Origin of the sequence: Chelativorans sp. YIM 93263 (assembly GCF_028767125.1) — a bacterium.
Taxonomy (GTDB): Bacteria; Pseudomonadota; Alphaproteobacteria; order Rhizobiales; family Rhizobiaceae; genus Chelativorans.
On sequence record NZ_JAKCWP010000011.1, the window covers coordinates 24771 to 44979 of the forward strand.

General features: G+C 59.8%; 17 protein-coding genes. 4 read left to right on the plus strand and 13 right to left on the minus strand.

Going from position 1 to position 20209, the window contains the following annotated elements:
• Positions 1–233: 233 nt before the first annotated feature.
• The gene (locus LY631_RS18530; RefSeq protein WP_274427081.1) at positions 234–1736 is read right to left on the minus strand and encodes an NAD(P)H-hydrate dehydratase; all 1503 of its coding nucleotides are present in this window, start codon (positions 1734–1736) and stop codon (positions 234–236) included.
• Between the two features lie 290 nt (positions 1737–2026).
• On the opposite strand from LY631_RS18530, the gene LY631_RS18535 reads away from it, so the two are divergent.
• Entirely contained in the window at positions 2027–2365 is a 339-nt protein-coding gene (locus tag LY631_RS18535) for a P-II family nitrogen regulator (protein ID WP_274427082.1), read from the plus strand.
• A 54-nt stretch (positions 2366–2419) separates the two neighbouring features.
• Positions 2420–3829 carry a type I glutamate--ammonia ligase gene (gene glnA / locus LY631_RS18540; protein WP_274427083.1) on the plus strand — a complete coding sequence of 470 codons (1410 nt, stop codon included), beginning with the start codon at positions 2420–2422 and terminating at the stop codon, positions 3827–3829.
• Positions 3830–3957: 128 nt separating this feature from the next.
• Here the strand turns inward: glnA and LY631_RS18545 are convergent, their stop codons facing one another.
• The 4 genes from LY631_RS18545 to LY631_RS18560 all read right to left on the minus strand — a co-directional run bounded on the left by LY631_RS18545 (position 3958) and on the right by LY631_RS18560 (position 8044).
• A complete protein-coding gene (locus tag LY631_RS18545; RefSeq protein ID WP_274427084.1) occupies positions 3958–4557 on the minus strand; it encodes an ABC-type transport auxiliary lipoprotein family protein in 600 nt (199 codons plus the stop codon).
• A 73-nt stretch (positions 4558–4630) separates the two neighbouring features.
• Positions 4631–6004, minus strand: a complete 1374-nt coding sequence (locus LY631_RS18550) for an MlaD family protein (protein ID WP_274427085.1) — start codon at positions 6002–6004, stop codon at positions 4631–4633.
• Between the two features lie 10 nt (positions 6005–6014).
• On the minus strand, positions 6015–6821 hold the full coding sequence (locus tag LY631_RS18555) for an ABC transporter ATP-binding protein (RefSeq protein ID WP_274427179.1): 807 nt from the start codon (positions 6819–6821) through the stop codon (positions 6015–6017).
• A gap of 35 nt (positions 6822–6856) precedes the next feature.
• A complete protein-coding gene (locus LY631_RS18560; RefSeq protein WP_274427086.1) occupies positions 6857–8044 on the minus strand; it encodes an ABC transporter permease in 1188 nt (395 codons plus the stop codon).
• Positions 8045–8149: 105 nt separating this feature from the next.
• Between LY631_RS18560 and dgcA the strand changes: the two genes are divergently transcribed.
• Positions 8150–9136 (plus strand): N-acetyl-D-Glu racemase DgcA, encoded by a 987-nt coding sequence (gene dgcA / locus LY631_RS18565; RefSeq protein WP_274427087.1) that lies wholly within the window; start codon positions 8150–8152, stop codon positions 9134–9136.
• A gap of 28 nt (positions 9137–9164) precedes the next feature.
• On the opposite strand, the gene murI is transcribed toward dgcA, so the two are convergent.
• Positions 9165–9989 (minus strand): glutamate racemase, encoded by an 825-nt coding sequence (murI, locus tag LY631_RS18570; protein ID WP_274427088.1) that lies wholly within the window; start codon positions 9987–9989, stop codon positions 9165–9167.
• The gene (locus tag LY631_RS18575; RefSeq protein WP_274427089.1) at positions 9989–10765 is read right to left on the minus strand and encodes an RNA methyltransferase; all 777 of its coding nucleotides are present in this window, start codon (positions 10763–10765) and stop codon (positions 9989–9991) included. Before LY631_RS18575 ends, murI begins: the two co-directional genes overlap by 1 nt.
• A gap of 143 nt (positions 10766–10908) precedes the next feature.
• Here LY631_RS18575 and LY631_RS18580 point away from each other — a divergent pair, with 143 nt between their 5' ends.
• Positions 10909–12120: an NADP-dependent isocitrate dehydrogenase gene (locus LY631_RS18580; protein WP_274427090.1), complete on the plus strand. Its 1212-nt coding sequence runs from the start codon at positions 10909–10911 to the stop codon at positions 12118–12120.
• Between the two features lie 442 nt (positions 12121–12562).
• On the opposite strand, the gene alaS is transcribed toward LY631_RS18580, so the two are convergent.
• The 6 genes from alaS to LY631_RS18610 form a co-directional block, all read right to left on the minus strand.
• The gene (alaS, locus tag LY631_RS18585; protein WP_274427091.1) at positions 12563–15226 is read right to left on the minus strand and encodes an alanine--tRNA ligase; all 2664 of its coding nucleotides are present in this window, start codon (positions 15224–15226) and stop codon (positions 12563–12565) included.
• A 244-nt stretch (positions 15227–15470) separates the two neighbouring features.
• The gene (gene recA / locus LY631_RS18590; protein ID WP_274427180.1) at positions 15471–16562 is read right to left on the minus strand and encodes a recombinase RecA; all 1092 of its coding nucleotides are present in this window, start codon (positions 16560–16562) and stop codon (positions 15471–15473) included.
• A gap of 284 nt (positions 16563–16846) precedes the next feature.
• Entirely contained in the window at positions 16847–18136 is a 1290-nt protein-coding gene (gene gltA, locus LY631_RS18595; RefSeq protein WP_274427092.1) for a citrate synthase, read from the minus strand.
• A gap of 212 nt (positions 18137–18348) precedes the next feature.
• The gene (locus LY631_RS18600; RefSeq protein WP_274427093.1) at positions 18349–19380 is read right to left on the minus strand and encodes an NAD(P)/FAD-dependent oxidoreductase; all 1032 of its coding nucleotides are present in this window, start codon (positions 19378–19380) and stop codon (positions 18349–18351) included.
• Between the two features lie 13 nt (positions 19381–19393).
• Complete coding sequence (locus tag LY631_RS18605; protein ID WP_274427094.1) at positions 19394–19714, minus strand: 2Fe-2S iron-sulfur cluster-binding protein; 321 nt, start codon at positions 19712–19714, stop codon at positions 19394–19396.
• Positions 19715–19816: 102 nt separating this feature from the next.
• Complete coding sequence (locus tag LY631_RS18610; RefSeq protein WP_274427095.1) at positions 19817–20164, minus strand: histidine kinase; 348 nt, start codon at positions 20162–20164, stop codon at positions 19817–19819.
• Positions 20165–20209: the final 45 nt, after the last annotated feature.

The following is a 20209-nucleotide window of genomic DNA, read 5'->3' on the forward strand; positions in this document are numbered from 1 at the left end:
GCGAGCCCCTGCGCGTTTTCGAGAGCTTCGGGCTGGGTTTCTTCTGAACTCCCCAGTATCGCTGGAACATATGCATGGACCCGACGTTCGCTTCGTGGAGCCGGCGGCGCCGGTTATAAATCGGAGATTGGGATGATACGCGGACTGATTCTTTGGCTTCTGGGTGTGCCACTGGTGGTCATTATCTTGCTTTATCTGTTTGTATTTTAGGCCCGTGGACGGCGGGTAGAGCTTCACGGCTCGCCGAGACAGCGCCTGATCGCTTCCGGCAATTTTTCCGGCAAATCCTCTGCAATGAGTCCCGGACCGACAGTTCCTCCGGCATCAGCGTGCAGAAAAACTGCGGCGCAGGCGGCCTCGAATGCCGGCATGCCCTGACCGAGCAGACCGGCGATCATGCCTGATAGAACGTCGCCGGAACCGGCGGTCGCGAGATAAGGCGTGGCGTTGGCGTTGATAGCGGCGTGTGCGTCCGGCGCGGCAATGACGGTATCGCTGCCCTTCAGCACTACGATAGCCTTCGTGCGCACGGCAGCCTGACGCGCCTTGTCCAACTTTGAGAGCTGTTCGTCGGCCGCAAGATCCGGAAACAGCCGTGCAAACTCGCCCATATGCGGCGTCAGAACCAGTTTTGCCGTGCTGTTTTCAGCGGCCGCCGTCAGCTGCTCGGGTGCGGCGGCGTAGGCCGTAATTCCATCGGCATCGAGCACGAGATGCGCAGGCTTATTCTCTCCGCCGGGTTTCAGTGTCATCTCGGCAAAGACGCGCACCTTTTCGACCACGCCAAAACCGGGGCCAAGTACAATCGCGGCGGGGTGGCGCTCGCGCAGGAAAGCCGAAAAGTCGTTTTGGTCCTCCGTTCGGTGCAACATGATTGAGGTGAGATGCATCGCATTCACCGCAAGCGCAGCGGATGGGGAAAGCAGGGTGACAGCCCCGGCGCCGATCCGTGCCGCGCCAAGTGCGGCAAGGCGAGCCGCTCCGGTTGTCGTCGGGCCTCCCGAAAATACGGCGACATGCCCACGCTGATATTTGTGCGTATCGGCCGCGGGGCGCGGAAAGGATGAGCTCCAGAGCGCCGGTGTGTTTTCAAAGCAGGTCGGGCGGGCCGACGTCAGAACCTCCGCGCGGATTCCGATATCAGATACAACCGTTTCGCCACAGAAGTGCCTGCCAGGCTGAAGGAGGTGACCGGGTTTCTTGCGGAAAAAGGTAATCGTAAGCGTGCAGGGTGCGGCGATGCCGAGCACGGCCCCGCTCTCCCCCGAAATGCCGGATGGAAGATCGACCGCCACGATCGGGTCTTTGCTCGCACCCGCCTTCTCCAACGCCTGCGCGTACCCCCCCTCCACAGACCGGGACAACCCGGCGCCGAAGAGCGCGTCGACAATAACTCGGCCTGCTTCCGGTTCGAAGGTTTCAAGCGCGCGAGGTTCAACCGGGCAAGCAGCGGCGGCGCGCCCGGCGTCTGTGCCCTGGCGGGGTTCTGCCTGACGCCAAAGGCGAACATTCACGCCGCGCTCGTGCAGCATGCGCGCGACCACGTAGCCGTCACCGCCATTATTTCCAGGACCACACAGAATATCGCAGCCTGCCGCCTCGGGATAACGGGCGAGAATCTCCGCTGTCACCTCGGCGCCGGCGTTGTGCATCAGCCCGTAACTGTCGAAAGGGCCCGTTTGCGCGGCGAAGCGATCGGCCCAGCCCATTTCCCGAGGGGTCAATATCTCGTGCATGGTCATCTCCCGAGCACCATATTGCCGGCTAGATGGGCGGCCGTAAATGCGAACGCCACTCTGCCTATTATTTTTGCATGATGCACATATTATGATCAGGCGTTAGACTGCGCTGTCCGCTACCGGTGCCATCCAGGCATCCAAGAACCAAACCGGTTGCCCCGCCGGCGCGGAAAGAGAACGGGACAATGCGCTCAACCGGCCAGTGAGCCGGTTGGCATGGTTCCTGCATAGGAATGAACGAAGCGGGATCGAACCCGCTTTTCTAGCAATCGGAGGCCGCCGGAAACATGAAGAAGATCGAGGCGATCATCAAACCGTTTAAGCTCGACGAGGTGAAGGAAGCCCTGCAAGACGTTGGCCTGCAGGGTATCACGGTTACCGAGGCGAAGGGTTTCGGACGCCAAAAGGGCCACACGGAGCTCTATCGCGGCGCCGAATACGTCGTCGACTTCCTGCCGAAGGTGAAGATTGAGGTGGTTCTGTCGGATGATATGGCCGAAGCCGCAATCGAAGCCATCCGCAAGGCCGCACAGACGGGGCGGATCGGTGACGGCAAGATCTTCGTCACCAATATCGAGGAAGTCATTCGCATCCGGACCGGAGAAACCGGTCCCGACGCAGTTTAACCCGGCCAACCGACCGATTGCCGAAAGAATATCAGCGACAGGGGTTTTTAATACATGACCACAGCACAGGACCTGATCGAGAAGATCAAGGATGAAGAGATCAAGTTCGTCGATCTGCGTTTTACCGATCCCAAGGGGAAGATGCAGCACGTGACAATGGACGCCGGTGAGGTTGACGAGGACATGTTCGCCGACGGCGTCATGTTTGATGGTTCCTCAATCGCCGGCTGGAAAGCTATTAACGAGTCCGACATGGTCCTGATGCCGGACACGGAAACAGCGCATGTGGACCCGTTTTATGCGCAGTCCACATTGGCCATCGTCTGCGATATCCTCGATCCCGTCTCGGGCGAGGCCTACAACCGCGACCCGCGCGGCACGGCCAAGAAGGCGGAAGCCTATCTGAAGGCCGAAGGAATTGGCGATACGGCCTTTTTCGGACCAGAGGCCGAATTCTTCATCTTCGATGACGTCCGCTACAAAGCAGATCCTTACAACACGGGCTTCAAGCTCGATTCCACCGAGCTTCCCTCCAATGACGATACGTCTTACGAAACAGGCAATCTGGGCCACCGCCCGCGGATAAAGGGCGGATATTTTCCGGTTCCGCCGGTCGACTCCGCTCAGGATATGCGTTCCGAAATGCTTTCCGTCCTGACCGAAATGGGCGTGACGGTCGAGAAGCACCACCACGAGGTGGCGGCCGCGCAGCACGAGCTAGGCATCAAGTTCGATACTTTGACGCGCAACGCCGACAAGATGCAGATCTACAAGTATGTGGTTCACCAGGTCGCGAACGCCTACGGCAAAACGGCCACCTTCATGCCCAAGCCGGTCTTTGGGGACAACGGATCGGGCATGCATGTGCACCAGTCGATCTGGAAAGAGGGCAAGCCGACTTTTGCCGGCAACGAGTATGCCGGGTTGTCCGAGTCCTGCCTTTACTATATCGGCGGCATCATCAAACATGCCCGGGCACTCAATGCCTTCACGAACCCGACCACCAACTCCTACAAGCGTCTGGTGCCCGGCTTCGAGGCGCCGGTGCTGCTCGCCTATTCGGGGCGGAACCGCTCGGCTTCCTGCCGCATTCCGTTCGGTTCTTCGCCGAAGGCCAAGCGCATGGAGGTCCGCTTCCCCGATGCCACCGCGAATCCCTACCTTGCTTTCGCAGCCATGCTGATGGCCGGCCTCGACGGCATCAAGAACAAGATCCATCCGGGCGATGCCATGGACAAGGATCTTTACGATCTGCCACCCAAGGAACTGAAGGACATTCCGACGGTTTGCGGCTCGTTGCGCGAAGCGATGGTAAATCTCGACCAGGATCGCGGCTTCCTGAAAGCCGGCGGCGTATTCGACGATGACCAGATCGACGCATATATCGAGCTCAAGATGGCCGAGGTGCTGCGCTTCGAGATGACACCGCATCCGGTCGAGTTCGATATGTACTATTCCGCGTAAGCGATCCGAACTCGATTTGAAAGCAAAGGAGAACCCCGGGGCTGTCCCCGGGGTTTTCTCTTGGATGACCTGTTGCTGCAGGACGCAGATGCGCTTGGGGCTCAGAGCCGAGAAACCGTGGCCGGGCCTTACATCACCTCAATCGACCAATTGACGATTTGCGCCGCGGCGATCCTAAAAGCCCGGTCAAGCGCCATGATGAAGGCCTGATCGCCGTTTCCGGTGACCGGCGCGGTGGCAACAAAATCACGAGAAGCGCGCAGGACACCGTTGCGGTCGTTCAGGACTCGCGCAAAGAGTTCGACATGGGCGTATCCACTCTCGACCTGGATTTCGAACGCGCGGATATCGATGATGACCTGGTAGTCGATCGCCAAGCCCTCGCCGGGTCTGCCGACGCCGCCGAGACGATTCGAGCGTTGATAGGTCTCGATAAGGCTGCTCTGCACCAGGTTCGGCAGCCTGTCCGACCAGCGCGCCCCTCTGAGAAGTTGAATAGACCCACTCGCGGTGCGTATCGCGATGTCCTGGCCGTCTAGAATTTGCAGGGCCTCGGGCTCCCGCACGAGAATCTGCGTGCGGGTGAGCCGCCTGCCCTCCTTTGAGGGCGTCGCGGCTGTGATGTCGTATGCGTCAACCGGCGGCGGCCCAAAGCCTGGGATGGCGGCGCATCCGCTGAGCAACAGTCCCGCGAGCATCAATCCGCAACTTGTACTCTTCAGACTCAAACTTCAGATCCCCCAGGAAACGGATCGTCGCCCAACGTGCCCCACATCTTCTTGCGAGGCTGATGCGACCTTGTCAACGCCGGTTCCGGCCGTCGTAACGGCGGACATCGCCTTCCCCACCCGTAATAATTCTTTGCGGATTTTGCTCGAATTCAGTAATTGCGCGTTCAATACGCATGATCGATCGGCGACTCTGGTTCACCAAAGCCTCAACATCGCCCAGGCCCTGGCCGGAGAAGCGCTCGAGATTGTCTGCGATCGTCCCCACCCTTGCGTTCAGCGTCTCAGCGACATTGCGAAAAGCAGTCAATGTCTCGCGCGCCTCGGTCATCAGGTCGCCACCGTCACCCGAATCCATCATGTTGTCTACCTTCGCGATCACGTCGTTAACGCGAACGGAAGCGCGGTTAAGCTGCTCCGCGAGTTGCTCCGCATTGGTGATGAACTGATCAATATCTTCGGATCGCCCGCTCACTGTCTGGCTGACTTTGGCAATATCTGTCGAGGCGCGATTGATCTCCGCACTCGCCTGCTCGAAATTGCGCACGGCCGTCGAGACGCTTTCCGGGTCCACCTCCCCGATCAACGTATCAACCCGGTTAAGCGTCTGGTTGGCGTTCTGCGAGAATGAATTGATGGAGGTTACGGTCTCCTCCACGCCGGTCATGACCGCTTCCAAACGTTCGCTTGTCGTGGACATTTGCCGGGTAAAATTATCCACGTTATCCACAATCTCCGAAACCTTATCGCGATCGACAGCGCTTACCAACTCCTCTGCCACCTGGAGTGTCGAATCAAGCCGGTTCGAAACTCCGGTGATCGTGTCGGAGAGGTCCCCCACGCTTTTAAGGAAGTCATCGATGCCGTCGGAGTTATCCGCCAGCGCCTTGGTGACCTGCTCGACGTTGTCGAGCGTGGCCGTGAGCGGACCCCGGGCAGTTGAGACAAAACCCTCCAAGTTTCCGATAAGCGAATCCGCACGTGTCAACAAGCTCTGCGCTGTCTGCAGCAGATTGGAAACAGCGGAAGGGCTGGCGTTGATAACCGGGATGGTATCGTTCTGCTCCGCCTGCTCGAGGAGATTTTGCTCTTGGGGGTTTCCCCCGCTCATCTCAATGTTGGCCTGTCCGGTGAGCCCCGCCAGCCCGACATCGGCCTTTGTGGAATGCGTGATCGGGGTTTGCCTGTTGACCTCGGCATCGGCGATTGCAACGCCGGGGTTGTTGACGTCGAGATAAACGCGTTGGATGTTGCCGACGTTCACTCCATTGAACAGTACGGCGCTGCCCCGCCCGAGGCCCGAGGCCGAGCCGGGAATGCGGAAACGCACCTGCGCCATTTCTCCACGCTCACCAATTCCCGCTGTCCAGTAGATAAAACCGAACGCCGCAAGAACGGTGAGGATCGTGAAAAGTCCAACAAGGACGTAATTGGCTCTGGTTTCCATGAGTTATCTTTCACTCGCCCCCAGGTTGCACGATTTGGCGCGCTCGCTTGCCCCGGAAATAAGATTTAACCCAAGGTTCTTCACTATGCATCATGTCCTCGACCGTTCCTTCCACGAGAACCCGCTTCTTGCCAAGCACAGCTATGCGGTCGCACACACTGAGCAAGCTGTCGAGGTCATGCGTCACCATATAGACCGTCAAGCCCATGGTATCGCGCATTTTTCCGACAAGTTCATCGAATTCGGCGGCACTAATGGGGTCGAGGCCTGAAGTTGGCTCGTCCAGAAACACGATATCCGGATCGAGGGCGAGCGCTCGCGCCAGCGCGGCGCGCTTGATCATGCCACCGGAGAGCTCCGACGGGTATTTGTGCGCGGCCTCGCGCGGCAGGCCCACAAGCTCGATCTTCAGAAGCGCTAACTCGTTCATGAGTTCGCGTGGCAGATCGGTGTATTCGCGCATGGGCACCTGCACGTTCTCCAGCACGGTAAGCGCGGAAAAAAGTGCGCCGTGCTGAAAAAGCACCCCTTGGCGCATGTCGATGCGGATACGTTCTGCATCGCTCAGGTCGGAAAGCTCCTCGCCGAACATGCGGATCGAACCGCTCGCCTTGGGAACAAGGCCAAGCACGGTGCGTAAAAGTACCGACTTGCCAGCGCCTGACGCCCCGACAAAACCGAGTATCTCGCCGTGATAGACATCGAGCGACAGATTCTCCAGCACCGTCGTCGTGCCGAAACGCACCGTGACATCGCGCGCGCGCAGGATCACCTCCGCGGCATCGCGCCCGGTCGTCTCGTGCTCTCGCGTGTCCATTTCGTTCTGTATGCCTCCCCCGATGCCGTTGGTCATCAGAAGTCGATCGCCGCATAGAACATCGCAAAGAGTCCGTCGACGACAATCACCACGAAAATTGCCTTCACGACCGACGCTGTTACCCGGTTGCCGAGGGACTCGGCGCTTCCGCCCACCTTCATCCCCTCCACCGACGCAATGATGCCGATAATCATCGCCATGAATGGTGCCTTGATCAGACCGGCGAAAACCGAAGTTAGGTCGATCGCGTCGTGCAACCGGCCGATAAACGCGCTGGGAGGTATTCCGGAATAACTCCAGGCGACCCCCATGGCGCCGGCAAGTGCTGCAAAGTTGGCAATGATCGTCAGGCAGGGTAGCGCCACCACCAACGCCACAAGGCGCGGAAACACGAGCACGCCGATGGGATTGAGTCCGATCACCGTGAGCGCATCGACTTCCTCGCGCATTTTCATCGAGCCGATCTCGGCCGTGATCGCGCTACCCGAACGACCGGCGATCATGATCGCCGTCATCAGGACGCCGAGTTCGCGCATGATGAGAATGCCGACAAGATCGACGACGAAAATTTCCGCACCGAAATAGCGTAGCTGGAACGCACCCTGCTGGGCGATAATGGCGCCCACAATGGCCGACATCAGCACGATAATCGGTATTGCCCCGACGCCCATGCGATCGATCTGGTTCGTGATCGCTGCGGGGTTGACCGCCTGCTTGTGTCCGAGCTTCATCTGCGCGCCGCTGATCGTCGCACCGAGAATATGAAGCCCGTAGAACAGATCGTCGCGAAGATCATACATCGAGCGACCGAGCGTCTCCAGAAAACGCGTCAAGCTGAAACGCCCGCTGGTGGCAGGTGGGGGCTTCGGCTCCTCGGCAGTCGGCGCGACGGCATCGAGCAGTATGGACGTTGCTTCGGACTGGCCAACGATGTCGACCGATGCGCCGCGTTGCTTCTGGGCGGTGACCAGACGCGCTACAAGCCACGCACCGGCCGTGTCCAACTGTTTCACAGCTCCAAGATCAAGACGCAGGTCGCTGATATTGCGGCGCGTCAGAAGATCGCGCATCGCATCATCGATGTGACCCACCGTTCGCGTTGTCCAGACTCCGGAAAGCTGGCAGTTCAACGCGCCTTCCTCCTCCCGCACCTCCAGGTGCGGAGCATTCGGATCCTCGGGCGTGGCCTTACGGCCTCTCTTTTTGTGCGCCTTGAACACCATAACCAACATCCTTAAAGCGGAGCGTGTAAGAAGAAAACCAGCTTCCTGTCGAAAGCTTTGCATAGCCGCCGGCATTTGCTGACGGCGCCAAGTCGAGGATCCATCATGCCGCGCACAATATCCGTCGAGATCGAGCGTTTCCCCATTGCCGGCGTGTTCAGGATTTCACGCGGTTCGCGCACCCAGGCCGAAGTTGTAACCTGCACGATTCTCGAAGGGGCGACTGCCGGGCGCGGAGAATGCGTGCCCTATCCGCGCTATGGAGAAACCCTTGAGAGCGTGACGGAGCAAATCGAGGCGATGCGCAGCTCCATCACTGAAGGTATTACCCGGCAATCCCTGCGCGAGACCATGGCGCCGGGTGCGGCTCGTAACGCGATCGACTGTGCGCTGTGGGATCTGGAAGCCAAGCTGAGTGGTAAGCGGGTGCAGGCGATGATCGGGGGTGGCGAGCCTGCGGCACTGATTACCGCCCAGACTCTTTCGATTGGCTCACCTGAGGAAATGGCCGAAGAAGCGCGCAAGCATGCCGCACGAAAACTCCTGAAGATCAAAGTCGGCGTGGGAGATGAAGATGCCGCTCGAATCGCGGCCGTCGCCAAAGCGGCACCGAACAGCCGCCTCATCGTGGACGCCAACGAGGCCTGGAACGTGGAAAACTTGGAAGAGAACCTGAAAATCGCGGCCGAACTCGGCATCGCGCTCGTCGAGCAGCCCCTCCCTGCAGGTGAGGACGCCATTTTGCGCGAGATCACGCACTCGGTGCCGATCTGCGCCGACGAGAGCCTGCATACGGCGGAGGACCTTTCCTCGATGCGCGGCCTCTATGACGCGGTCAACATCAAGCTGGATAAGACAGGTGGTCTGACAGAAGCGCTCATTTTGCGAGACCGAGCACGCGAGATGGGATTTTCGGTCATGGTTGGCTGCATGGTCGGGACCTCATTGGCCATGGCGCCGGCGGTGCTGCTCGCCCAAAACGCCGATTTTGTCGATCTCGACGGCCCACTCCTGCTGGCGCGCGACCGCACACCCGGCCTCGCCTATGCGGATTCGTTCGTTTCCCCGCCGGACGCTGAGCTTTGGGGGTGATGAATCGGCTTCCGCAGGGCAGCCGTGCTCAGGCAGTGGCCGCCTCGCCTACCAGCGCCAGGCCGAAACCCGAAACCAGGCGGCGAAGGCTCGCCGGCGGCTTCCGCGACGTGAAGTAAGCGACATCCGGCGCTTTACGCGGCCCCGGAGCCGACAGCGATTCGGCCAGGGTCAGCGCGCGGCGGGCGATCGCCTCGGAGGTGTCGATCCAGTCCACCGGCCATGGCGCAGTCTTGCGCAAGCGGTTTACGAGAAAGGGATAGTGTGTGCAGGCCAGCACCACTATGTCCGTGCGCCGGCGCCCCTCCTCCACGAAGCAGGGGGCGATTTCAGCCCGTACCGCGTCCTCATCCACAAAGCCTTCGCGCATGTACTGCTCGGCCAGACGAGCAAGATTCTCGCTGCCGACCAGGCGAACGTCGCATTTCGCGGCATACGTATCGATGAGATCCCGCGTATATTGCCGCTTCACCGTGCCGGGTGTGGCGAGCACCGAGACCAGTCCGGAGCATGTACGCTCGGCCGCCGGTTTCACGGCAGGGACGGTGCCGACGAATGGCTGTCCGGGGAAAGCATTGCGCAGGTCGCCAATCGCCAGCGTGGACGCCGTATTGCATGCGATAACGATCAGCGAAGGTGAGAAACGGGCAATCAGATCTCCGAAGAGCGAGATGAGCCGCGTACGCAGCGCCCCTTCTTCCCATGCCCCATATGGAAAGGCCGCGTCATCGGCCACATAAACATAGGAATGTTCGGGCAAGAGTATGCGCGCCTCTTTGACCACGGAAAGGCCGCCAATGCCTGAGTCAAAGAAGAGGATCGGGCGTACCAAAGGGCTCGGCACAGCAATCATTATCTCTCTCCGCCCTTCGGCCTCTTCGGCGAAAACTTTTCCAGCGACGTCAAAACACCCCGCAACACGGCAAGTTCTTCCACGGTGAAGCCCGGCCGGGTGAACAACGCGCGCAGATTGTCCATCATCTTCGGCTTTTTGTCGTCGGTGCGGAAGTAACCGCGCTCTGAAAGAACCCGGTCCAAATAATCCATCAAATTGTTGAGATGCTCCTTCGTGGCCGGTGTCTGCCGGGGCAGCGTGGGTGCTGCGCCCTTCTCTCCCGTCTTCAACCATTCATAAGACATAAGCAGCACCGCCTGTGCGATGTTGAGCGAAGCAAAGGCCGGATTGACCGGGAAGGTGACGATCTCGTCGGCCATCGCCACTTCCTCGTTGGTCAGCCCCCAGCGCTCGCGCCCGAACAGGATCCCGGTCTTCTGCCCGCCGGTGTGGCGTGCGCGAAGCTCCGCCGCTGATTCGACCGGCTCCCGCACGGGCTTGAAATTGTCCCGCGGGCGCGCGGTCGTCGCATAGATGAAATTGAGATCCGAGACAGCGGTTTCCAGATCGTCATGGACCGTGACGGCATCGATAATGTGGTCGGCGCGGCTGGCGGCCGCCCTCGCCTTTTCATTGGGCCATCCATCGCGCGGATTGACGAGCCGCAGCTCGGCTAGGCCGAAATTGGCCATGGCGCGCGCAACCATACCAATGTTTTCGCCTAATTGCGGCTCGACGAGGATGACCGTCGGCCCCTCGGCGAGCATTTCGCGCTCTTTGTCCGTGCCTGCCATGGGCTGCTGTTAGCGCTTTCCACGATTCCGGTAAAGCACCGGACCGTCGCCTTTGCCAATGCGTTGGGTAGTGCTATAGGGGCGCCACTTCCACAGTCAGGTTTGGCGGCGCGGCCGCCTTTGTGTCGAGAAAGAGGTAGATAATGGCTAAAATCAAGGTGGATAATCCTGTCGTCGAGCTCGACGGCGATGAGATGACTCGCATCATCTGGCAGTTCATCAAGGAAAAGCTGATCCATCCTTATCTCGACATCGACCTGAAGTATTTCGATCTCGGGATCGAATCGCGCGATGCCACGGACGACCAGATCACGGTCGATGCCGCGAATGCCATCAAGGAGCACGGCGTCGGCGTGAAATGCGCCACGATCACGCCCGACGAGGGCCGCGTCGAAGAATTCGGCCTTAAGCGCATGTATCGCTCGCCCAACGGCACGATCCGCAATATCCTGGGTGGCGTTATTTTCCGCGAGCCCATCATCTGCAAAAACGTGCCGCGGCTCGTGCCGGGCTGGACGCAACCGATCATCGTCGGCCGTCATGCCTTCGGCGACCAGTACCGCGCGACCGACTTCAAGTTCCCGGGCAAGGGCAAGCTGACGATCAAGTTCATCGGCGAGGACGGGCAAACGATCGAGCACGAAGTGTTCGACGCACCTGGCTCCGGCGTGGCCATGGCCATGTACAATCTCGACGAATCCATCCGAGACTTTGCGCGGGCCTCGTTCAATTACGGCCTGCAGCGCGGATATCCGGTTTATCTCTCCACCAAGAATACGATCTTGAAGGCCTATGACGGTCGCTTCAAGGACCTCTTCCAGGAGGTTTACGAGCAGGAGTTCGAGGACAAGTTCAAGGAAGAAAAGATCTGGTACGAGCATCGGCTGATCGACGACATGGTCGCCTCCAGCCTGAAATGGTCGGGCGGTTATGTCTGGGCCTGTAAGAACTATGACGGCGACGTTCAGTCTGACACCGTTGCCCAGGGCTTTGGCTCCCTCGGTCTTATGACCTCCGTCTTGATGTCGCCGGATGGCAAGACTGTCGAGGCCGAGGCGGCGCATGGGACTGTGACGCGCCACTACCGCCAGCACCAGAACGGTCAGGAGACCTCCACAAACTCGATCGCCTCGATCTTCGCGTGGACGCGCGGGCTTGCCCATCGCGCCAAGCTCGACGACAACGAGGCGCTTGCAAAATTCGCCGACACTATGGAGCGGGTGTGCATCGATACGGTGGAATCCGGCTTCATGACGAAGGATTTGGCGCTGCTCATCGGCCCGGACCAGCCCTGGCTCTCCACCACCGGCTTCCTCGACAAGGTGGATGAGAACCTTCAGAAGGCGATGGCCTAATTAAAAAGTGACTTGCGAGCCGTCTCTTCGGAGTCAACTAAAGTGCCCATGCCCGCATTGCGCGGCTTGCCTCATCGAGAAGGACGTCGACCGCTAACAGGGTCGACGTCTTCGCAAAAACGGCGTTTGAGAGGTCTATGTCGAAGGTATCTCAAAGCCGAAGAATGGAGAGCCCCCAATAAAGGACAGAGTGACCTCGGGCCTCGTTCAAGCAAACGTTGTCTCCAAACGCTTTCCGAGATTAAGGCCGGGCGCACGATGCCTGCCGGTGAAGCATTGAGCCTGCCGACCCGCACGCCGCGTCGACGTTCGCTTACTTCCTCAAGTCAGAGGAAGGGCGACGTACAGCTGTGAAACAGAATCCTGGACCTTGCCGCCCGGTGGGATGGCATGTCCGGCGCGGCCCGGCTTTATAGCGACTGAGCAAAGTTCCTGATTTTCTTCAGGACATCATTGCCGATTTGGCCGCCTCCACGGCGGCAGCAGCCTTTTCGGCATCTGGACCGCCGGCCTGAGCCATATCAGGACGGCCGCCACCGCCCTTGCCGCCAATGGCAGCGGACGCAGCCCGCACGAGGTCGACCGCATTGAAGCGGTCGGTGAGATCGTCGGTCACACCGACAACAACGCTGGCCTTGCCCTCCGACGTGCCCACGAAAACGACTACACCTGAGCCCAGCGAGCGTTTACCCTCGTCGGCAAGCGGCTTGAGTTCCTTCGGCGATATTCCTTCGACCACGCGGCCGATGAAACCGACACCGCCGACTTCTTCCTTCTCGTCGCCGGCTGCTTCGGCTCCTGTGCCGCCACCGAGCGCCAGCTTCTTGCGAGCCTCGGAAAGCTCGCGTTCCAGCTTGCGGCGTTCGTCCATCAGCGCCTCAAGGCGCGGAAGCACCTCGCTTGGCGAGACCTTGAGCAGTGAGGCAACCGTTTTAAAGCGATCCTCCTGCTCGTCCAGATAGCGGTGCGCGGCCGCACCTGTCAGTGCTTCCAGACGGCGCACACCGGCTGAAACCGCGCCTTCCGAGACGATGTGCACAAGGCCGATATCGCCAGTAGCGCCAACATGCGTGCCGCCACACAGCTCTAGAGAATAGGTCTTGCCGGTCTTCTCCCCCTGTGTCGCCGTGCCCATGGAGACGACGCGCACCTCGTCGCCATACTTTTCACCGAAGAGCGCCATCGCGCCCTCGGCAATGGCGTCTTCAACGGCCATCAGCCGCGTGTTCACCAGCGTGTTCTGGAGGATGATTTCGTTCGCCAGTTCCTCGATCCGCCGGAGTTCATCCGCCGAGATGGGCTTGGGATGAGAGAAGTCGAAACGCAGCCGCTCCGGCGCGACGAGAGAGCCCTTCTGCGCCACGTGCGGGCCCAGAACCTCGCGCAGCGCTTCGTGGACCAGATGGGTTGCCGAATGGTTCGCACGAACGCGCGTGCGGCGCTCGTGGTCCACCCGCAGCGCGACCTCCGAGCCGGTCTCGATCGTGCCCTTCGTCACCTTGCCGAAATGCACATGCAGGCCCTCGCCCTTCTTCTGCGTGTCGCGCACTTCGACCGTGAACCCTTCGCCCTCGATCACGCCGCTGTCGCCCACCTGGCCGCCGGCCTCAGCGTAAAAGGGCGTTTGATTGGTAATGAGGGCGATGTCCTCGCCTTCCGTGGCCTTGTCCACCAGAGCGCCGCCATTCACCAGGGCCGTGATGAGGCCCTCGGCTTCTTCCGTTTCATAGCCGAGAAAGTCGGTGGCGCCGGCCTTGTCCTTGGCCGCGAACCAGACGGCCTCGGTCGCGGCTTCGCCTGAACCGGCCCAATTGGCGCGTGCTTCGGCCTTCTGCCGTTCCATGGCGGCGTTGAAGCCATCGAGGTCCACCGCAATGCCGCGCTGGCGCAGCGCATCCTGCGTCAGGTCGAGTGGGAATCCATAGGTATCGTAAAGCTTGAACGCCGTCTCACCGTTGAGTTGATCGCCCTCGCCCATGTTCTCCGTGGCATCGGAAAGCAGATTCAGACCGCGCGCCAGCGTTTTGCGGAAACGCGCCTCCTCAAGCTCAAGAGTCTCGGTGATCAGCGACTCGCCGCGGATAAGCTCTGGATAGGCCTGTCCCATTTCGCGCACGAGCGCGGGCACGAGCCGCCACATCAGCGGCTCCTTGGCTCCCAAAAGCTGGGCGTGACGCATGGCGCGGCGCATGATGCGGCGCAGCACGTAACCGCGCCCCTCATTGGACGGCAGGATACCGTCGGCAATCAAAAAACAGGTCGCCCGCAGATGATCGGCAATCACCTTGTGGCTGGCCTGGTTGGCGCCTTCGGCCTTGACGCCGAGCGCATCCTCGGACGCATGAATGAGCGCCTGGAAAAGATCGATCTCATAATTGTCGTGCACGCCTTGCAAAACGGCGGCAATGCGCTCCAGCCCCATGCCGGTGTCGATCGACGGTCGCGGCAGGTCGACGCGCTCCTGCGGCGTGACCTGCTCATATTGCATGAAGACGAGATTCCAGATTTCGATGAAGCGATCGCCATCCTCATCCGGGCTCCCCGGAGGCCCGCCGGGGATGTGCTCGCCATGATCGTAGAAAATTTCCGAGCATGGGCCACACGGGCCGGTATCGCCCATGGCCCAGAAATTATCGCTGGTGGGAATGCGGATAATGCGATCTTCCGGCAGGCCGGCGATCTTCCTCCAATGGCCCGCCGCCTCGTCATCCGTGTGATAGACGGTCACGAGCAGGCGCTTGGGGTCGAGCCCGAACTCCTTCGTGATCAGGTTCCAGGCAAGCTCAATGGCGACATCCTTGAAGTAGTCACCAAAGGAAAAATTTCCCAGCATCTCGAAGAAGGTGTGATGCCGGGCGGTGTAGCCGACATTGTCCAGGTCATTGTGCTTGCCACCGGCGCGCACGCATTTCTGGGAAGTTACCGCGCGGTCATAGGGACGCTTCTCGATGCCCGTAAAGACGTTCTTGAACTGCACCATCCCGGCGTTGGTGAACATGAGGGTCGGGTCGTTGCGCGGGACGAGCGGCCCCGAGGACACGATCTCATGCCCGTTCTTCTGAAAGTAGTCGAGAAAGGTCGACCGGATCTCGTTGACGCCACTCATATCCAACCTTTGCGAGAAGCCTGCTTTCTGGCATGCCGAATTCAGGCGGTTCGGATTCTTCTGATCACCCTGCGCGGGCCGGTTTCCAGACATCCGTGATGGATGGAAACCAGCGGCGTTTTAGCGCCGACGCCCGACCCTGTCCAGAAAAGGCATCCCGGAACCGCATAATGCACCGAACGGCAATAGGCAAAGGCTCTGACGGACCACCGGCAGCGCGATCCGCTAAAGGTCAGGTGTCCGGTCAGGAGCCGTTTGTCCCATCGGCTGCCGGATCCTCTTCCCTACTGGCTTCCTCAAGAAACCGGTCCGCGATCAGACCCGCATTCTGACGCAAGGTCGTCTCGATCTCACGGGCGGTCTCCGGGTTATCCCGCAGGAACTGTTTAGCGTTCTCGCGCCCCTGCCCCATCCGCTGGGAATTGTAGGAAAACCAGGCACCGGACTTCTCGACCGTGCCGGCCTTCACGCCCAAATCGATGAGTTCACCGATCTTGGACACCCCCTCGCCATACATTATGTCGAACTCGACCTGCTTGAATGGCGGGGCCAGCTTGTTCTTGACCACCTTGACACGGGTCTGGTTACCGACCACCTCATCGCGATCCTTCACCGATCCGATCCGACGAATATCAAGCCGCACGGAAGCATAAAACTTCAGAGCATTGCCGCCCGTCGTCGTTTCCGGCGAGCCGAACATGACGCCGATCTTCATACGGATCTGGTTGATGAAGATCACCATGGTGTTGGAGCGCGAAATGGAAGCGGTCAGCTTCCTAAGCGCCTGGCTCATAAGGCGCGCCTGCATGCCTGGCAGGGAATCGCCCATCTCGCCCTCGATCTCCGCGCGCGGCGTCAGGGCCGCGACCGAATCGACCACGATAACGTCCATCGCGCCGGAGCGAACCAGCGTATCGCAAATTTCAAGTGATTGTTCGCCCGTGTCGGGCTGAGAGATCAAAAGGTTCTCCAGATCCACGCCCAGCTTGCGGGCATAGATCGGGTCGAGCGCATGCTCGGCATCGATAAAGCCGCAGATGCCCCCCTTCTTTTGCGCCTCGGCCACAACATGGAGCGCCAGCGTGGTCTTGCCCGAACTTTCCGGCCCGTAAATTTCGACGATGCGCCCGCGCGGCAAGCCTCCCACGCCAAGAGCGATATCGAGTCCCAAAGATCCGGTCGGGATCGTCTCAATCTCGACCACCTGATCCTTTCCGCCGAGGCGCATGATCGAACCCTTGCCGAAGGAGCGTTCGATCTGCGACAGCGCCGCGTCCAGTGCCTTGGACTTGTCCACCGAGTTTTCCTCTATAAGCCGCAATGAATTCTGAGCCATCATACATTACCCCTGCTCGTCAATGGAGGCAGCTTTCGCAATCCGCCGATATTTTTATGTACCTCTTTTGTTCCGTTTTGGCAATAGACTTCATGTTATTGATTTACAAATGTAAAGTTCCTCACGTTCCAGTTTCGTTCGAACGGCGTCATTTCCACAAGAATGCGAGCCTCTCGCTGTGGTAAAGCATTTTTGGAACTTCCAAGGCCGAAGATGACGGTGCTCCTGAATCAAAAACGCCGGCTCTCGGGAGAACCGGCGTCTCAACACAGTGCTGTGTCCATTCAGCGTTTGGCGATCGGCACATAGTCTCGCTGGGTTGCACCCGTGTAGAGCTGGCGCGGGCGGCCGATCTTTTGATTCGGATCTTCGATCATCTCCTTCCACTGGGCGATCCAGCCGACGGTGCGTGCTAGGGCGAACAGCACCGTGAACATGGTGGTCGGGAAACCCAGCGCCTTCAGCGTGATGCCTGAATAGAAATCGACATTCGGATAGAGCTTCTTCTCGATGAAATACTCGTCCGTCAGCGCGATGCGTTCCAGTTCCATCGCGATGTCCAGTTGCGGATCGTCCTTGATCCCAAGCTCGCCGAGTACCTCGTGACAAGTCTTCTGCATGATCTTGGCACGCGGATCGTAGTTCTTGTAGACGCGATGCCCGAAGCCCATCAGGCGGAAGGGATCATTCTTGTCCTTGGCGCGCTCGATGAATTCAGGGATGCGCTCGACCGAGCCGATCTCCGACAGCATGTTGAGCGCAGCCTCGTTTGCCCCTCCATGGGCCGGGCCCCAGAGGCAGGCAATGCCGGCGGCGATGCAAGCGAAGGGATTGGCACCGGAGGAGCCGGCCAGCCGCACCGTCGAGGTCGAAGCGTTCTGCTCGTGATCCGCGTGCAGGATAAAGATGCGGTCCATGGCGCGCGCCAACACCGGATTGACCTTGTATTCCTCACATGGCACCGCAAAACACATATGCAGAAAGTTCGCCGCATAGGACAGCTCGTTGCGCGGATAAACGAAGGGCTGGCCGATGTGATATTTGTAGGCCATGGCCGCAATGGTCGGCATCTTGGCGATCATGCGGATAGAGGCCACCATGCGCTGGTGCGGGTCGGAAATGTCCGTGGAGTCGTGATAGAATGCCGACAGCGCGCCGGCCACACCGCACATGATAGCCATGGGGTGGGCATCACGACGGAAGCCAGTAAAGAACCGCGACATCTGCTCGTGCAGCATAGTGTGTCGCGTCACGCGGTGATCAAAGTCCTCTTTCTGGGTCTTGGTCGGCAGTTCGCCGTAAAGAAGCAGATAGCAGATCTCTAGAAAATCGCCGTGCTCCGACAACTGCTCGATGGGATAGCCCCGGTGCAGGAGAGTGCCCTCGTCACCGTCTATATAAGTGATTTTCGATTCGCAGCTTGCGGTCGATGTAAAACCCGGATCGTATGTAAACGCTCCCGTATCCTTGTAGAGCGAAGCAATGTTGATGACGTCGGGGCCGACGGTTCCCCTCAGAACTTCGTATTCGTGATTTTCGCCGCCAAGTTCCAGTTTTGCAGTTGAATCGGCCATCGCAAATCACCTCTCTGTCTTGAAACTCGGGGGGCGGAGTACCCTCGCCACGGGGAACGTGGCGGCCAGCCGCAATGTGGCACCTAGCTAGCGCATTTGGACAGTCGTGCCAAGCTTGTCAGGCACGGGCGTTGCATCAAACACCCAAGTTTGAGCGGGAGGAATCCGATTTTGTTCGCATCTGCGCTGACAAATCAAAGCCTTGCGGGGCGTCACCTTCCGGCAACGCCCAATTTCTTCTGCAAGCTGGTGGAAGATGTCGTGTATTGAAAAACAACACGCTCGTCGGGATGAACGATGCGCTTTGCCGCCTGAGCCATAAGCGCGGCCTCGTGGAAACCGGAGAGGATGAGCTTCAGCTTCCCAGGATAGTGGTTGATGTCGCCAATGGCGAATATGCCCGGTTCGGATGTCTCGAATTTCTCCGTATCCACCGGGATGAGATTTTCGTGAAGGTTCAAGCCCCATTCGGAGATGGGTCCCAGCTTCATCGTCAACCCGAAGAATGGCAGAAGCCGCGTGCACGCGATCTCGACATCCCTGTCCACGCCCTTGATCGTGGCACTCTCCAGTTGCCCGCCCGTACCCGACAACGCCTTGATCTGGCCCACCTGAAAATCAACCTTCTCCTGATCTTTCAGCGCCATCATCTTGTTGACACTATCGGGAGCGGCGCGAAATTGCGAGCGCCGGTGGACAAGGGTCAAGCTGCGCGCGATCGGTTGCAGGTTGAGCGTCCAGTCCAGCGCGGAATCGCCCCCGCCAACGATCAGCAGATCCTCATCGCGGAAATCTTCCATGCGGCGGACCGCATAGTGGACCGACCGGTCTTCATACTCCTCGATCCCCGGAATCGGTGGACGCTTCGGCTGGAAGGAGCCGCCTCCGGCGGCGATGACCACCACTTTGGCCTCGAAGATCTCGCCTTCGTCCGTTGTCACCCGGAAGCTGCCGTCCTCCTGGCGTTCCAGGGCGCTGATCATGCGATTAAAGGTGAATTGCGGCTCGAACGGCTCGATCTGTTCGAGCAACCGATCGACCAGCCCTTGTGCCGAGATCGTCGGGTAAGCGGGAATGTCGTAGATGGGCTTTTCCGGATAGAGCTCCGCGCACTGACCACCAGGCCGGTCCAGAATGTCGACGAGGTGGCATTTGAGGTCCAGGAGCCCGAGTTCGAAAACGGCGAAGAGGCCGACCGGCCCCGCCCCGACTATCAACACATCCGTCCTGGTCACCTCGCCCATACCGCCGTCCCTCCTATGCCTGGCGCTCCGGAATCCGGACAACCAGCCCGTCCAGCTCGTCGGTTACCTGAATCTGGCACGAGAGTCTCGAATTCGGCTGCACCTCATAAGCAAAGTCGAGCATGTCCTCTTCCATTGCCTGCGGCTCGCCCACCGTCGGCGACCATCCCTCGTCAACATAGACATGGCACGTGGCGCAGGCGCAGGCGCCGCCGCATTCCGCTTCAATTCCCGGAACGCCGTTGCGGATCGCGTTCTCCATCACCGTGGAGCCGTTCTCGGCTTCCACGTCGAAGCGCGTGCCGTCAGGAACAATGTATGTCAGCTTGGTCATGTGCAGTCCTGAAAGAGAAATGCCGTAAAAGCACCGAAAATTCGTTGGGGCGGAGATAATGGCTGGTCACAAGCTGTCAACGGGACAAAAGGAAACATCTGTTTAGCGCAGGCCCCCGGATATGAACGCGCATACGGCCTCGCTTCGCGCGATCAGGCGCTCCAGTGCCGCTGCCGATCCAGGCGATGTTTCGACCGCGGCTGCCGCGTCAGCGAGAGCGAATGCGCCGATCGCCCGACTCGCACCGACCAGGGAATGCGCCATCCGTAAACGCTCCCCTTCGGACGAGTCGGTCAGGGTTTCGCGCACGGCACGCACCTGCTCGGCGAACAATCCAAGAACCTCCCGCTCGAGCGCGGTATCGCCTTGCGTCTGTCGCGCGAGCTGCGCGAGATCGATCGGCAGTGCGCTTTCCACTGCTTTCAAGCCGCTGTTTACGTCGGTTGTCATGATCTTCCTCTACCCTGCCGCTTTCGCCCCGCGCTCCTCGCCGCC